Origin of the sequence: Planctomonas sp. JC2975 (genome assembly GCF_012985205.1) — a bacterium.
GTDB lineage: Bacteria > Actinomycetota > Actinomycetes > Actinomycetales > Microbacteriaceae > Humibacter.
The window spans coordinates 2,054,638-2,069,159 of record NZ_JABEKS010000001.1 but is presented as its reverse complement, the minus strand read 5'-3'; the positions used below and the strand labels follow the sequence as shown (position 1 = coordinate 2,069,159).

The 14,522-nt window shown below is 68.4% G+C and carries 12 protein-coding genes; 9 read left to right on the top strand and 3 right to left on the bottom strand.

The annotated features are described in order from the left end of the window. Positions 1–147: 147 nt before the first annotated feature. The 3 genes from HII28_RS09250 to HII28_RS09240 all read right to left on the bottom strand — a co-directional run bounded on the left by HII28_RS09250 (position 148) and on the right by HII28_RS09240 (position 2,722). Positions 148–1,311 (bottom strand): thiolase, encoded by a 1,164-nt coding sequence (locus HII28_RS09250; protein ID WP_170025141.1) that lies wholly within the window; start codon positions 1,309–1,311, stop codon positions 148–150. Positions 1,312–1,313: 2 nt separating this feature from the next. Beyond that, the gene (locus HII28_RS09245; protein ID WP_205864613.1) at positions 1,314–1,715 is read right to left on the bottom strand and encodes a Zn-ribbon domain-containing OB-fold protein; all 402 of its coding nucleotides are present in this window, start codon (positions 1,713–1,715) and stop codon (positions 1,314–1,316) included. A gap of 92 nt (positions 1,716–1,807) precedes the next feature. Next, positions 1,808–2,722, bottom strand: coding sequence for an MBL fold metallo-hydrolase (locus HII28_RS09240; protein WP_170025139.1), 915 nt, complete (start codon positions 2,720–2,722; stop codon positions 1,808–1,810). Positions 2,723–2,954: 232 nt separating this feature from the next. Here HII28_RS09240 and HII28_RS09235 point away from each other — a divergent pair, with 232 nt between their 5' ends. The 9 genes from HII28_RS09235 (at position 2,955) to HII28_RS09195 (ending at position 14,515) form a co-directional block, all read left to right on the top strand. Next, positions 2,955–3,572 carry a TetR/AcrR family transcriptional regulator gene (locus HII28_RS09235; RefSeq protein ID WP_170025138.1) on the top strand — a complete coding sequence of 206 codons (618 nt, stop codon included), beginning with the start codon at positions 2,955–2,957 and terminating at the stop codon, positions 3,570–3,572. Between the two features lie 537 nt (positions 3,573–4,109). Next, a complete protein-coding gene (gene fabG, locus HII28_RS09230) occupies positions 4,110–4,871 on the top strand; it encodes a 3-oxoacyl-ACP reductase FabG (protein WP_170025137.1) in 762 nt (253 codons plus the stop codon). Between the two features lie 222 nt (positions 4,872–5,093). Continuing rightward, positions 5,094–6,266 carry an acyl-CoA dehydrogenase family protein gene (locus tag HII28_RS09225; protein WP_170025136.1) on the top strand — a complete coding sequence of 391 codons (1,173 nt, stop codon included), beginning with the start codon at positions 5,094–5,096 and terminating at the stop codon, positions 6,264–6,266. A 49-nt stretch (positions 6,267–6,315) separates the two neighbouring features. Beyond that, entirely contained in the window at positions 6,316–8,478 is a 2,163-nt protein-coding gene (locus tag HII28_RS09220) for an acetate--CoA ligase (protein ID WP_170025135.1), read from the top strand. Positions 8,479–8,482: 4 nt separating this feature from the next. After that, positions 8,483–9,331 carry a MaoC/PaaZ C-terminal domain-containing protein gene (locus HII28_RS09215; RefSeq protein WP_170025134.1) on the top strand — a complete coding sequence of 283 codons (849 nt, stop codon included), beginning with the start codon at positions 8,483–8,485 and terminating at the stop codon, positions 9,329–9,331. A gap of 123 nt (positions 9,332–9,454) precedes the next feature. Next, the gene (locus HII28_RS09210) at positions 9,455–10,228 is read left to right on the top strand and encodes an electron transfer flavoprotein subunit beta/FixA family protein (protein WP_170025133.1); all 774 of its coding nucleotides are present in this window, start codon (positions 9,455–9,457) and stop codon (positions 10,226–10,228) included. Between the two features lie 2 nt (positions 10,229–10,230). Next, complete coding sequence (locus HII28_RS09205) at positions 10,231–11,214, top strand: electron transfer flavoprotein subunit alpha/FixB family protein (protein ID WP_170025132.1); 984 nt, start codon at positions 10,231–10,233, stop codon at positions 11,212–11,214. Positions 11,215–11,219: 5 nt separating this feature from the next. After that, positions 11,220–13,136 (top strand): cytochrome b/b6 domain-containing protein, encoded by a 1,917-nt coding sequence (locus HII28_RS09200; RefSeq protein WP_170025131.1) that lies wholly within the window; start codon positions 11,220–11,222, stop codon positions 13,134–13,136. Then, positions 13,133–14,515, top strand: a complete 1,383-nt coding sequence (locus tag HII28_RS09195; RefSeq protein ID WP_346769248.1) for an MFS transporter — start codon at positions 13,133–13,135, stop codon at positions 14,513–14,515. Before HII28_RS09200 ends, HII28_RS09195 begins: the two co-directional genes overlap by 4 nt. Positions 14,516–14,522 lie beyond the last annotated feature (7 nt).

Sequence of the window (14,522 nt, the reverse complement as noted above, 5' to 3'; positions counted from 1 at the left end):
ATTGCTCACTATTCGTAATCAGAACGCGAATCCCGAAGGATTCATAGTTGCGTTGAGCGGGAGCGGGTGGGGGCATCCGCGGTACGGCCGGCGCTCACGACCGATGCCGCCGAACGCCCCCACCAACGCGTCAACGCGTGGCGGGCGCTACGGCCTGCGGTTGGACAGCACGAGGCTCCCTCCCGCGCCGAACATCATGCCGACGCCTTGCACGAAGCTGGTCTGCACATCGGGAACCTGCACCGCGGCCTCGCCGCGGAGCTGCCGCACGGCCTCCTGGATGGCGAACATGCCGTACATGCCGCTGTGCGTGTAGGAGAGGCCGCCGCCCTGGGTGTTGATCGGCAGCTTTCCGCCCGGCCTCGTGTGGCCGTCGCGATAGAAGTCGGCGGATTCGCCCTTGCCGACGAATCCGGTGTCTTCCAGCATGTACAGCGGCAGGTGGGCGAACGCGTCGTAGAACATCACGTGGTCGATGTCGTCGTGGGTGACGCCGGCCGTCTCGAACGCCTCCTCGGCACCGCGGCGGAATGGTCCGAACGACTCGAGGTCGTCCATCTGCGAGACGATCACGCTCTCGGTGCCCTCGCCGGATCCGAGCACGTACACGGCCCGCTCGGCCGAGGGCAGATCGCGGGCCCGCTCGGCGCTCATCAGTACGAGCGCGCCGCCGGCATCCGTCACGACGCAGCACATGTCGCGGGTGAACGGGTAGGCGATGGGCGGTGCGCAGAGCACGCCTTCGACGTCGATCGGCGAGCGGCGCTGCGCGCGCTCGTTCGGCATGGCCCACAGGCGCTGCGACACGACGACCTCGGCGAGGTCTTCGCGCGTGAACCCGCGCGACTTCATGAACGCGAGCACAGGGGTGGTGAACGACGAGTACGGCGCGAGGGCGCCGAATGGCGCCTCGAACTGACCGCCCATCGAGCTCGGGGAGTGGCTGTAGTTCGGCACGCCGACCCGCGAGCGACCCGACTCGCCGTGCGTGACGAGCACGACGTTCGCAGCGCCGGAGGCGATGGCTGCAGATGCGTGGCGCACGAGCGCCATGAAGCTGCAGCCACCGAGCATGGTGCCGTCGGCCCAGCGCGGCCGGATGCCGAGCATGTCGGCGACCTCGATGGCGGTCGGCCCTGCGGTGGCGACGCCGTCGATCTCCGAGATGTCGATGCCGGCGTCGGCGATGGCCCGGCGCGCGGCACCTGTGTGCAGATGGATCATCGAGACATCGGGAACGATGCCGATGTGCTCCGTCTCCGCCGCGCCGACGATGGCGATGTTGCCCTGATGCATACTGGTGGTCGTCACGGTCAGTTCCCCTCGGTGTTCTCAGGAGTGAAGACCGGCAGGAATTGGTCTCCGCGTGGCTCGAATTCGACCTTCAGGCGCAATCCGAGCGGGAGATTCTCCGGCAGCGGATCCACGCCGATGATGTTGGACATCAAGCGCACGCCTTCATCGAGTTGCACCAGCGCTATGACCTGCGGCTCATCCGTCTTGAACATGGGGAACGGCCGGTAGTTGATGTTGTACGAGGCCAGGGTCCCCTTTCCGGAGACGACCCGCCATTCGACATCGCCGGAATTGCACAGAGGGCAATAGGGGCGCGGGTAGAAGTAGAACTTCTCGCAGGAAGTGCAGCGCTGAATGCGCAACTCCCCGACCGCGGTGCCCTCCCAGAAGTGCTTGGTCTCGGGAGTGGGTACGGGCACGGGTCCTTCTGACACGTTCGCCCCTTTCTTCTTGGTGGATGCTGTCGTCTCTCCTGGAAGGTGCCGTCGGCCCGGCCTCGACCAGTGGCGCTTCAGTGCGCCGCAGCGGCCGCCGCCCGCTCCTTCGCGTGGGCGGCCAACTGCTGGTTGTACTTCTCGATGTCGGCGAGGATCTGTTCGCGCTGGTCGGGATCCGCGATCCCGTGCTCCCCGTCGAGGCCCGCCAGGTACTCGACGGTGGAGATCACCGTCGAGGCGCCGAACATGGCGCGGGATCCGGTGAGGTCGGGGTAGAGGCGCTTGATGAGGGTCAGCAGCGTGGTGTCGCCGTCTGCGATGTATCCGCGCAGCTCGTTGATTCGCCTCGTGCGCACATCGATCACCTTCGTGGCGGATGCGACGAGGTCGGTGAACGCAGGGCCGTGGCCGGGGAGCGCGAGCACATCCCGATCCGCTGCGAGGTTCCGCAGCAGCTCGAGCGAGGTGAGAAGGTCGCCCAGCTTGCCCATCACGCCGGACGACCGCGCACCGAGCACGGTGTCGCCGGTGAGCAGGGTGCCGCTGTCCGGCATCCAGAGGCACACGGAGTCGTCGCTGTGGCCCGGTGTGTGAATGACGTGCACGTCGAGTCCGTCGACGTCGAGCACCTGGCCGCCTGCGAGGTAGTCGTCGGCGAACCGGGGAGACATGCAGAGGATCGGCACGCCGAGCGAGTCGGCCAGCGCCCTGGCTCCGTCGCTGTGGTCCGGATGGTCGTGCGTGAGCAGCACGGAGGCGACCTCGCGGCCGTTGGCGCGGCCCGTGCGCCGCAGCGCTTCCAGATGCGTCTCGTCGAGGATGCCGGGGTCGATGAGTACCGACGCGCCGCCGTTCGCGATGACGTAGGAGTTGGTTCCCTCGTAGGTCCACGAGCTCGCATTGGGCGCGAGCAAGTGCTCGACGGCGGGCGCCACACCTCGGGCGGAGTCGGGCTCGGGCGGCCACGGCTGCGTCACGGCGATTGTCATCTTCGACCTCTCCATGCCGGATCCAGGTGCTTTCTGCACGGCTCTTCCCCGCTCGGGGCGAGGATGACTGCCGGTGACGGAAGGCTTTCCAGGAATCCAAACTTGATTCTAGAATGATGTTCTAACACGGCCTCGGACGAGGTTGCAAGGTGAGAGTCGCGGGGGCCGCCCCGTACGATGACAACGCTGAGTGAGCCCAGGGGGCGAGCACACCCACCACGAGAGGGACCACGTGAGCACCGAATCAGTTGCCGCAGACGAGCGGCCGGCTCGCCAGTGGGGGCGGACGCAGCAGACTCGGCGCACCATTCTGGATGCGGCACGAGACGTCTTCGTCGACGAGGGCTACGCCGAGGCGAACATCGCTCACATCGTCGAGCGATCCGGGCTCAGCGTCGGCAGCGTTTACCACCACTTCAACGGCAAGGCCGATCTCTTCCTGGCGCTCTGGGAGGAGTTCGAGGCGGTCTACAGCGAGGCGGCCACCAAGGCCGTTGCCGATGCACGGCATGCCGGCGTGACGGATGCCGTCGACTTGTTCGTGGCCGGATCCCGCGGCTATCTCGACGTCGCCCGCGACAACTCCAGACTCACCCTGCTGTTCCGCGGCGGTGACGGCCCTCCCGGATACGACGTGCTCGGCAGCCACGTGGGCGCCGAGTGGATGAAGAACAACATGACCCTCCTGGAGCTGGAGGACACTCCGGCGAACCGGCTGCGGGTGCGCATTCTCACCTCGGTCGTCGTCGAGGGCGAGCGTTCCATCGCGGCTGCGGAGGACAAGAGCACCATCGACGAGCTCATCGAGGAAGTGCTCGCGATCATCCGACGGATCGCGTCCGTTCGCTGACCTCGATACCGCCGGTTGGGTTCGATACGGCCGGTTGAGTTCGATGGAGCGGGTTGAGTTCGATACTGCCGGTTGAGTCCGATGGAGCGGGTTGAGTTCGATACGGCCGGTTGAGTCCGATGGAGCCGGTTGAGTACGTCGCCGCCGGTCGTGCTCGTTGAAACCAGGGGCCGGGCCGCCAGCTGAGCTTTGGGTCATTGGCCGCCGCTTTCGTGACGTGATGGCCGTGCGTTGTGCGGAGCCACGCCTCACCGTGTTCCCGGGTTCGACGTGCTCGGCCAGCGATTCACCGGTTTCGGCGAGCTCGGCAGCGGTTGACTGGTCTCGACGCGCTCGATCAGCGCCGGTGCCCTTCACGGGCGACCCGACTTGACGGATGCGCGGCACGCTCCTATTCTCTGAATCGTGTTCTAGAACGGGGTTCTGTTCTCCGTAGGGCACAATCCGAAAGCACATGGTTCCAAAGGAGGCACCCGTGCCGGCATCGCCGACCCTCATGCACGCCCGCCTTCGCGGGGCGTGGAGAGAAGAGGGCACGTGGCTCAGCTAGAAGGAAAGATCGCGGTCGTCACGGGCGCGGGCCGGGGCATCGGAGGCCGCACCGCGGTGCGTCTGGCATCCGATGGCGCCGCCGTCGCCGTCATCGACATCAATGAGGAGGCCACCGCCGCCACCGTCGCCGAGATCGAGGCGGCAGGCGGAAGGGCCATCGGTGTGGCATGCGATGTCAGCGACGAGGATTCGGTCACGGCCGCCGCCGAGCGCGTCGCCGCCGAGCTCGGCGCGATCGGCGTCCTGGTCAACAACGCGGGCGTCCTGCGCGACAACCTGCTGTTCAAGATGAGCGCGAACGACTGGGACACCGTGCTCGGCGTTCACCTGCGCGGCGCCTTCCTGTGGTCGCGTGCTGCACAGGCGCAGATGGTCCCCAACAAGTGGGGCAAGATCGTCAACCTCTCCAGCACCTCAGCCCTCGGCAATCGCGGACAGGCGAACTACTCGGCAGCCAAGGCCGGCATGCAGGGCTTCACGAAGTCCCTGGCCATCGAGCTCGGCCCGTTCGGCATCAACGTCAACGCCGTCGCCCCTGGCTTCATCGCCACCGACATGACCCGTGCGACGGCAGAGCGCACCGGTGTCGACTTCGAGCAGATGCAGAAGGCGGCGTCGGAGCGCATCCCGGTGCGTCGCGTCGGACGTCCAGAGGACATCGCCAATGTCGTGGCGTTCCTGGTCAGCGAAGACGCATCGTACGTCTCCGGCCAGACCATCTACGTCGCGGGCGGACCGGTCGGCTGACCTGCGCACAACCCGGTTGAGCCGACACCGCCGGTGAGCTGGCGAATCCGGCCAGGACGGACCGGGTCGCTGCTGTCGCTCTCCAACGCACGACCGTCACGCCACCTGTGCGGCGCGCCAGAACCGGCCTTCTGCACAGGCTCGACCATCGGATGGCGCCCCCACAGGCCACACACCCCCCACGAACATCACCCAACCCAACACGATCTGGAGACAGAAGCAATGATTGATTTCTCGCTATCCGACGAGCAGCGGATGGTGCGCGACAGCGTCCGCGACTTCATCGAGAAGGAGGTCATGCCGCTCGAGCCGCAGGTGCTGCGCAACGAGCGCGAGGGCCGCCCCGGCCTGGAAGACGGCCAGTACAAAGACCTGCAGCGCAAGGCGAAGGCAGCCGGCTTCTGGGGCATCGGAACGCCGGAGGAGTACGGCGGGATCAACCTCGGCCCGATCATGAGCTCGATCATCGCCATGGAGACCGGGCGCACGTTCGTGCGATTCGGCTTCGGCGGCACGGCGGACAACATCCTGTACGGCGCGAACGAGAAGCAGAAGCAGGAGTATCTGATCCCGACGATCAACGGTGACCGCCGCAGCTGCTTCGCGATCACGGAGCCTGGTGCGGGGTCGGATGCCACGAACATCCGCACGCGCGCCACCCGCGACGGCGACGACTGGATCATCAACGGCGAGAAGATCTTCATCACCAACGGCAACGAGGCCGACTTCGTGATGGTCTTCGCCGTGACCGACCCGGAGAAGGGCGCCAACGGCGGCATCACCTGCTTCTTGGTGGACCGCGAGATGGGCTGGACCTCCCGCCCGATCCAGACCATGGGCGAGTGGGGACCCGCTCAGCTCTACTTCGACAACGTGCGCGTTCCGGGCGACCACGTGCTGGGCGAGGTCGGCTGGGGCTTCAAGCTGGCCATGCAGTGGATCGGCAACGGCCGCTACCTGATCCCCTCCGGCGCGATCGGTGCCGCCGAGCGCCTGCTCGAGATGGCGATCGAGCACTCGAAGAACCGCGTGTCGATGGGGCACCCCATCGCGGAGTACCAGGCCATCCAGTGGCACATCGCCGACTCGCACGTGGAGATCGAGCAGGCCCGCTGGCTCACCCTGTACGCAGCGTGGCTCCTGGAGAACCAGAAGGACAACCGTCACGCGGCATCCGTCGCGAAGCTCAACGGCACCCAGATGGCCAACAAGGTCGTCGATCGCGTGCTGCAGATCCACGGCGGCATGGGCTACACGAAGGAACTCCCGATCGAGCGCTGGTACCGCGAGCTGCGTCTCCTGCGCATCTTCGAGGGCACAGACGAGATCCAGAAGCGCACCATCGCCCGCAACCTGATCAAGGGTCACGCGAAGGTGAGCGAAATCGGCGCCTGACCTCGTACTTCGCCCCCATCTCGCGGCCTCATCCGATCAAGGAGGATTCATGACGGCCACCGAAATCCTGCTCCCCGACGCCGGCCCCGGCACGATCGGCGGCCTGTCCGTCGACCGAGTGAAGCAGTTGTTCAACCCGAAGTCCATCGCACTGATCGGAGCCACCGACAAGTCGTTCTGGTCCCTGTCGATCTACAAGAACCTGCTCGAGGGCGGATTCGACGGTGCCATCTACCTGGTCAACCCGCGCGGCATCGTCGTGCACGGCCAGCAGTCGTACGCCACGCTGGACGACCTCCCGGAGACCCCCGACCTGGCGTTCGTCATGGTGTCGACGGCCGTCGTGCTCGAGGTCATGGGCAAGGTGGCGGATGCCGGCGTCCCGACTGCTGTCGTGCTCACCTCGGGCTTCGGCGAGGTCGGCGAGGAGGGGGCGAAGCTCGAGACCGAGCTCATCCGGCTCGCCCAGGACCGCGGCATCACGGTCCTGGGCCCGAACGGCAACGGATACGTCAACAACGCCGCCTCCATCACGCCGTACGGCCTGCCGATCACGACGCCGCTCCGCAAGGGCAACATCGGCGTCGTCCTGCAGAGCGGTGCTCTCGCCAGCGCCGTCATCCAGCTCGCCCAGACCCGGAACGCCGGCGTCAGCCTGCTCGTGTCGATGGGCAACGAGTCGATGGTGTCGATGACGGATGTCATGCGGTACCTCGTCGAGGACGAGGCCACGAAGGTGATCGTGCTCTTCATCGAGTCGATCAGGCATCCGGAGGACTTCCTCGAGGTGGCGCACCAGGCGCTGCTGGCCGGCAAGCCGATCGTGGCGCTCAAGGTGGGACGCAGCGAAGGCGGAGCGCGCGTCGCCAAGGCGCACACCGGATCGCTGGTGGGTGACGACGGCGTGATCGAGGCGGTGTTCCGGCAGAACGCGGTGATCCGCGTCGACTCGCTCGAGGACCTCATGGTCACGGCGGAGCTGCTGTCGCACACGGATCCGTTCAGCGGCCGCCGCATCGGATTCGTCACCCCGTCGGGCGGCGCGTGCGAGGTCATCTCCGACCGTGCTGAGGACGAGGGGATCGAGATCCCGTCGTTCGCCGAGGCCACGGAGGACAAGCTCCGCGAGGTGCTGCCGGACTTCGCGAGCGTGCACAACCCCATCGACGTGACGGGATACATCCTGATCGACCCCGACCTGGCCGTGAAGGCGCTGAAGGCGGTCGAGGACGACCCGAACATCGACGAGATCGTCTACGTGGCCGACCTGCCGCACGACGAGTCCGACCTGGAGGTCGCCGTCGCCCGTGCCCAGCACCAGGCGGAGGCGATCGCGAGCGTGCGGAAGCCGGTGATCGTGGTCTCCAACACGATCACGGACATCACGCCGTTCGGCCGCAAGGTCGCGCTGGCGAGCGGATTCCCGGGCGTCGTCGGCGGCATCCATCACGGCATGACGGCGCTCGGCCGGGCTGCCGAATGGGGCGAGCGGTACCACGCGGCGGTCGCCGCCGAGGTCGAGACCGCCGAGGTCGGCGAGCCCATCGTGGTCGATGCGAAGCCGGGCGACGTGTTCGCCGAGCGGCAGGCATCCGCACTGCTGGCCGAGCACGGGGTGCCCGTTGTGCCGAACGTGCTGGTGCGCACCGCAGACGACGCCGTCGCCGTCGCGGAAGAGGTCGGCTACCCTGTGGTCGTCAAGCTCGCGGCCGACGAGATCGAGCACAAGAGCGACATCGGCGGCGTGAAGCTGAACCTCCGTGACGCGGAATCCGTGCGCCAGGCGTTCGTGGACGTGACGGAAGCCGGCCATGGTGCGGGCGCCGCGGACCCGGCAGCCCTGGTCCAGCCGCAGCGCTCGGGAGGCATCGAGCTCATCGTGGGTGCCGTGCGCGACCCGAAGTGGGGCATGGTGCTCGCCGTCGGCCTCGGCGGGGTGTGGGTGGAGGTGCTCAAGGACAGCACCCTGCACCTGCTGCCCGTCAACAGGGAGCAGATCAGGGCCGGCCTGACATCGCTGCGCGGAGCCGCGCTCCTGGACGGCGCCCGCGGAACGCAGGCCGCCGACCTGGATGCCGTCACCGACGCGGTGCTGAACATCGCGCAGGTCGTGCAGCGGCTGGGCACGGGCCTCGAGTCGCTCGAGGTGAACCCGCTGCTCGTTCGCGGATCCGAGGTCGAGGCGCTCGACGCCCTGATCACGTGGAGGTAGAAGGATGACCCTCAACCTGGATGCCGTCGGCACCACCAGCGAACCCCGCACGGTCAGCTGGACGCCCGACGAGGCGATGCTCTACGCGATAGGCGTCGGAGCCGGCCAGGACGACCCGCTGGCCGAGCTGGCGTTCACCACCGAGAACAGTCACGGCGTTGAGCAGCGCGTGCTGCCGACGTTCGGCGTGGTCCTGAACCAGTTCCGCGGTGGGTCGCGCCTGAACATCGGCGAGTTCAACCCGGCGATGCTCGTGCATGCCGAGCAGAGCGTCGAGCTCAGCGGCGCCCTGCCGGCGACCGGATCGCTCGAGATCACGTCGACCGTCACCGGGATCTACGACAAGGGCAGCGGTGCACTGGTGGTCAGCGAGGCCTCTGGACGCGTCCCGGGATCCGAGGAAGCGCTCGTGGTGACCCGCTCGTCGGTGTTCATCCGCGGTGAGGGCGGGTTCGGCATCCCCGGTCCGAAGGATGCCTGGGCGCAGCCGGAGCGTGATCCGGATGTCGTGCTCACGGCATCGACCCGCGAGGATCAGGCCCTGCTCTACCGTCTCTCCGGCGACCACAATCCGTTGCACACGGATCCGGCGTTCGCGGCGAGGGCGGGATTCCCGCGGCCGATCCTGCACGGCATGTGCACGTACGGCGTCGTCGGCCGCGCGCTGCTCGGTGCGCTCGCCGACGGGGATCCGGAGCGGTTCGCCGGCATGAGCGGACGCTTCAGCAAGCCGGTCTTCCCCGGCGAGGCCCTGAGCATCCGGGTGTGGCAGAACGAGGGACCCGACCAGTTCCAGGTCGTGAACGACAGAGACGAGATCGTGCTCGATCGCGGCACATTCGCGCTGAGGTAGCGTGACCCGCGGCAGCATGAGAGTTTCCATGGAGGGGTGGCGCGGCGGCACAGCCGCGACAGCGCAGCGCCGCGGGCGCCACCCATCCAGGAGACACCGAGAGAGGCAAGTGAGAGGCACAGCATGAAAATCGTCGTGTTGGTCAAGGAGGTGCCAGACACCTACGGCGACCGCAAGCTCGACCTGGAGACGGGTCTGGCGAACCGGGACGCGAACGACCGCGTACTCGACGAGGTGGGCGAGCGTGCGACGGAAGTCGCGATCTCGTACGCCGAATCGACACCGGGCACCGAGGTGGTCGTGCTGACCGCGGGTCCCGTATCGGCGGTGAACTCGCTGCGCAAGGCTCTCGCCATGGGGGCGGATCGTGCGGTGCACGTCGTCGATGCCGGCCTCGCGGGCGCCGACCTCACCCTCACGTCCGAGGCCCTGGCGAAGGCGATCCAGACGCTGTCGCCGGATCTCGTCATCACCGGAAACGTCTCCACCGACGGGTCAGGTGGCGTGATGCCTGCACTGATCGCCGAACGGCTCGGACTGCCGGCCGTGACGGCGCTCGACAGCGTGGAACTCGCGGACGGCGTCGTGCGCGGCGACCGCGCGACGGATGGCGGACGCATGAAGGTGGAGGCTCCGCTGCCCGCCGTCATCTCGATCACCGAGCAGCTGCCCGACCCGCGCTTCGCGAGCCTCAAGGGCATCATGGCGGCCAAGAAGAAGCCGTTCGACACGCTCACGCTCTCCTCGCTCGGGGTGGACCCCGACGCGTTGACGCCGCGCTCGATCATGATCGCGGTCGCTGAGCGTCCGCCGCGCGGGGCGGGCGTGAAGGTCGTCGACGACGGCACCGCCGCCCAGCAGCTCGCGGACTTCCTCGCCCAGAAGGGACTGGTGTGACCATGGCCGACTACCCCGAGAACTCCATCCTGATCCTTGCCGAGGTCTCCGCAGACGGTGTGCCGGCGAAGTCGGTGGCGCAGCTCGTCGCGACGGCGGCCGGTGTGGGCGCCCCGGTCGTCGTCGCGGTGGTGCCCTCTGCTGCTGCGGATGCGGCGGCCACGGCACTCGGCGGCCTCGGCGCGGCGCACGTGCTCATCGCCGAGGCGACGGGCGAGACATCCGTTCCGAGCGCCGCGTATGCGGATGCCATCACGGCGGCCGCGTCCCTCGTTCAGCCGGAGGCCGTTCTCGCCTCGAACACGATCGACTCGCGCGACGCGGCCGCCCGCTTCGCCGTGCGCAGCGGCAACGCGCTCGCCGCCGACGCCGTCGCCGTCTCGCGTGACGACGAAGGAGTGGTTGCGCACCACTCCGTGTACGGCGGCGCGTACAACGTGGACTCCGCGGTCACCTTCGGGGCTGCGGTCATCACGCTGCGTGCCGGATCCGTTGACGCGGCACCCGCCGCAGTCACCCCCTCGGTCGAGCGCATCCAGCTGGATGCGACGACCCCTGTCGTGACCGTGCTGTCGCGCGAGCAGACGGAGACGGCGTCCGAGCGCCCGGAGCTCAGAGGCGCGTCCCGCGTCGTCTCCGGCGGACGCGGACTCGGATCCAAGGAGCAGTTCGAGCTCGTCGGCCGGCTGGCCGACGTGCTCGGCGCGGCGGTGGGCGCATCCCGTGCCGCGGTCGACGCCGGATACGTGCCGTACGCCCATCAGGTCGGCCAGACCGGCGTCTCCGTGTCGCCGCAGCTGTACGTCGCGCTGGGCATCTCCGGCGCCATCCAGCACCTGGCCGGCATGCAGACCGCGAAGACCATCATCGTCATCAACAAGGACGGCGACGCGCCCATCTTCGACATCGCCGACTTCGGCGTTGTCGGCGACGTGTTCGAGGTGGTTCCGAAGCTGATCTCCGCCATCGAGTCGAAGCGGAGCTGAGGTCCATGGCACTTCAGGTGGGCTCACGCCCTATCCGCCGCGGACTTCCGCGGGTGCATGGCGGCGCGCCATGGCCGGAGGCGGCCGACGTGCCCGTCCTGCGCCGCGTCGCAGGGGCGACGCCGGCCGCGGCCGCCGCGGCTCCCGGGGTTGTCTCTGACATTGCGGACCTGGACACCACGGGCACGGACGCTACGGGCGTGGAGGCCACAGACGCGGTCGCCTCGGTGGAGGCGCCAGTGCCCACCGAGGCGGCCGTCGCATCCGCAGCGACAGCAGGCGGGGCAGCTCCCACGGGTGCTGTGACGGGCCGAGCGCCTTCGCGCGTTCGGCGCGGACTGCCGCGCGTGCGCGGCGGTGAATCCTGGCCCTCCGAATCCTTCGCTGCGGCCGTTCTTGGTGCGGCGCCGTCCGGCACGGCCGCCGAGGTCGCAGGAGCGGCATCCGTCGCGCGGACCGCAGGAGCGGCCTCCGCACCACAGGCGGGCACCGCGGATGCCACGGGCGCGGATTCCGTGCCGGCGGCGGTATCGCCAGCTCCAGCGCCTACGGCGGCCGGACCGGCTCCGTCGTCTGCGGCCGAGCCGGCCGCGATGCCGGCACGCTTCCGCCGCGGCTTGCCGCGCACCCACGGCGGCGACCCGTGGCCCCCGCTGCCCGACGCCGCAGCGCTCGCCGCGGCGGGTGCCGTCGCCGCATCCGTTGCGGCTGCGCCAGCGGCCACAGCGATCGCAGCGACCGAGCTCGTTGCGACCGAAGCTGCCGCGACCGAACCTGCCGCGACCGAGCCGCCGACCGAACCTGCCGCGACGGCGGTCACGCCGTCGCCCGAGACGAACCCGCCGGTCGCTCCTGCGGCCGCAACGGCGGCTTCGGTGGCAGCCGCCGTCGCCCCGAACGAGCCGAGTGGGTCCGCCCCTGCCGCCGCTTCACCGGTGGCACCGACGTCGGCTCCGGCGACGCCTGCCGCGCAACCGACCACTCCGGCCAAGCCAGCAGCCCGGCCGGCCGCCGAGCCGAAGCTCTATCGCGGTCTCACGCTGACGCAGTGGGTCTGGCGCTCGGTCGGCGTGTTCGTCGGTGCTGTCGTCGTGGTGGGAATCCTCATCCTCGCTGCCCGCGGTCTGTTCACCTTCCAGATCGTGCGGGACTTCGTGAAGACGTATCCGGGCGACTATCCGCTGCCGAAGGGCGCTCCGGTCGGGTTCCCCGGCTGGCTGAGCTGGCAGCACTTCCTCAACGCGTTCTTCATTGTGCTGATCATCCGGTCCGGCATCCAGGTGCGCCGCGAGCAGCGGCCGAAGGCGAGCTGGACTCCGCGCTGGAACCCCGGCCGCAAGATCAGCCTCACGCTGTGGCTACACCAATCGCTCGACCTGCTGTGGGTCATCAACGGCGTGGTGTTCCTCGTGCTGCTCTTCTCGACCGGGCAGTGGATGCGCGTCATCCCGACCAGCTGGTCCGTGTTCCCGAACGCCATCACTGCAGCACTGAACTACGCGTCGCTGCAGTGGCCGACTGATGACGGCTGGGTCAACTACAACAGCCTCCAGCAGCTCGCCTACTTCGTGACGATCTTCATCGCGGCGCCGCTGGCGGCGGTGACCGGCCTCCGGATGTCGGGCCTCTGGCCCAAGAAGGCTGAGCGCCTGAGCAAGCTGTACCCGGTGGAGGTGGCAAGGGCCATCCACTTCCCCGTGATGATCTACTTCGTCGCGTTCATCGTCGTGCACGTCGCGCTCGTGTTCGCCACCGGTGCACTGCGGAACCTCAACCACATGTACGGCGGATCCGACGAGGTGAACTGGGTGGGGTTCTGGATCTTCGTCGCCTCGCTCGTGGTCATGGCCGCAGGATGGGTGGCCGCGCGTCCGCTGGTGATCGCACCCATCGCATCCCTCTTCGGCAGGGTCGGCCGGTGACGACGGCGGAGGGGCCGGCGAGCGAGAGCGGATTCGTCACGCCGGCTGCCTCCGCCTACCGCGGGGCGACGGTCAAGCTGCTGCTGCTCGCTGCCGCCATGTTCATGGTCGGCACGAACGCGTCGATCATCGCCGGTCTGCTGCCGGAGATCGCGCATGGGCTCAAGGCGACCCAGTCGACGGTGAGCTATTCGATCACCGTGTACTCGGTGGTGGTGGCGATCGTGGCGCCTGTGGCATCCATCGTGCTCGTGCGGATGCCGAGGGCCGTTCTCATGTCGATCGGCGCCGTCTTCTTCTCGGCTGGAACCCTCGTGGCGTCGCTGAGCACGAGTGCCACCGGCTTCGTGGGCGGGCGCGCCATCGCGGCGCTGGGCGGTGCCGCGCTGGTGCCGACCGCCGGCGCCGTCGCCGCCACGCTCGTTCCGCCGGAACGGAGAGGACGAGCGCTTGCGCTGGTGAGTCTCGGCTTCACGCTGTCCAGCGTGCTCGGCGCGCCGATCGGAACGGCTCTCGGTAGCCTGGCGAGCTGGCGTCTGCCGATGCTCTGCCTGGCAGGGCTGGGCATCATCGTCGGGATCGGCATCGGCATCTTCCTCCGCGGCGTTCCGACACCGCCGGTCACCCCGCTGCGGCATCGGTTGGCACCGCTCGCGGATCGTCGGGTGCTCGGCGGCATCGGCACCACGCTGTTCATCGTCGTGGCCTTCAACGTGGTCTTCATCTTCAGTGCGAGTCTCACCGCGGACGCCACCGGCGGCAGCGGGGTGCTGCTCGCGGCGCTGCTCATGACGAACGGGCTAGCAGGCATCGTCGGCAACTTCTTCGCCGGGAGGTTCACCGACCGCTTCGGCAGTCGCTACGTGGCTGTCATCGCTCTTTCGGTGATCATCGTGCTGCTGGCCGTGATGCCGCTGGCACTAGGGTCGCTGGTCGCGTGCCTTGTCGTCTTCCTGATCTGGGGGCTCGTCTCGGCAGGCACGAGCGTGCCCGTGCAGTATCGGCTGATCGCGATCGATCCGGATGACGCGGTGGTGACCCTGTCGTGGAACTCGACGGCCATGTACGTCGGCATCGCTCTCTCGCCGCCTCTGGGCAATCTCGCGATCGGGATCGGTGGAGTGCATCTCACTCCCGTCGTCGGTGCGGTCTGCGCGGCTCTTGCGTTGTGCTCGTTCCTGATCGGCACGCTCCCGGTGCGCGAGCGTGGGCGACGCCGTCGGCCCGAGGCCACTCGGCAGGTCGCGAAGGCCGCACGTACCGCTCGGCGAGCCGAATCGGATTCCCTTGCCTCGAACGCCATTGCATCGAACGCCACGGGCTCGAATCCCACCGCACAGGGCCTCACCGCGCCGACGACGGCCGGCTGCGAGCACTGAGCTGAGC

Excerpts from the sequence above, each read along its gene's own strand:
- HII28_RS09240 (WP_170025139.1), bottom strand. The coding sequence starts at position 2,722 with ATGACAATCGCCGTGACGCAGCCGTGGCCGCCCGAGCCCGACTCCGCC.
- HII28_RS09225 (WP_170025136.1), top strand. The coding sequence starts at position 5,094 with ATGATTGATTTCTCGCTATCCGACGAGCAGCGGATGGTGCGCGACAGC.
- HII28_RS09220 (WP_170025135.1), top strand. The coding sequence starts at position 6,316 with ATGACGGCCACCGAAATCCTGCTCCCCGACGCCGGCCCCGGCACGATC.
- HII28_RS09215 (WP_170025134.1), top strand. The coding sequence starts at position 8,483 with ATGACCCTCAACCTGGATGCCGTCGGCACCACCAGCGAACCCCGCACG.
- HII28_RS09210 (WP_170025133.1), top strand. The coding sequence starts at position 9,455 with ATGAAAATCGTCGTGTTGGTCAAGGAGGTGCCAGACACCTACGGCGAC.
- HII28_RS09205 (WP_170025132.1), top strand. The coding sequence starts at position 10,231 with ATGGCCGACTACCCCGAGAACTCCATCCTGATCCTTGCCGAGGTCTCC.
- HII28_RS09200 (WP_170025131.1), top strand. The coding sequence starts at position 11,220 with ATGGCACTTCAGGTGGGCTCACGCCCTATCCGCCGCGGACTTCCGCGG.